At 63.4% G+C, this 265-nt stretch carries 1 pseudogene; it reads right to left on the reverse strand.

The features are described from left to right. Positions 1-265 (reverse strand): annotated as a pseudogene (locus MWU77_RS24515) (IS3 family transposase); the annotation flags it as partial.

Genomic DNA, 265 nt, shown 5'->3' on the forward strand with positions numbered 1-265 from the left:
TCTGTCATGAACTCCGCTGCGAGGATGCCGGACTCGCGGGTCTGCACATGCACTCCTACGATGTAGCGGGAGTAGATGTCGATCATCACGTAGGCGTCGTAATAGACCCCGCGGGCCGGGCCGGGCAGTTACGTAATGTCCCAGGTGTAGACCTGCCGCGGTGCGGTGGCCACCAGTTCCGGGCATGCCCGGGCGGGATGTCGGGCCTGGCGGCGTCTGTCTTTGACCTGCGTGTTCTCGCGCAGGATCCGGTACATCGTCGATA

Origin of the sequence: Rhodococcus sp. F64268 (assembly GCF_023015605.1) — a bacterium.
Lineage (GTDB): Bacteria > Actinomycetota > Actinomycetes > Mycobacteriales > Mycobacteriaceae > Rhodococcus.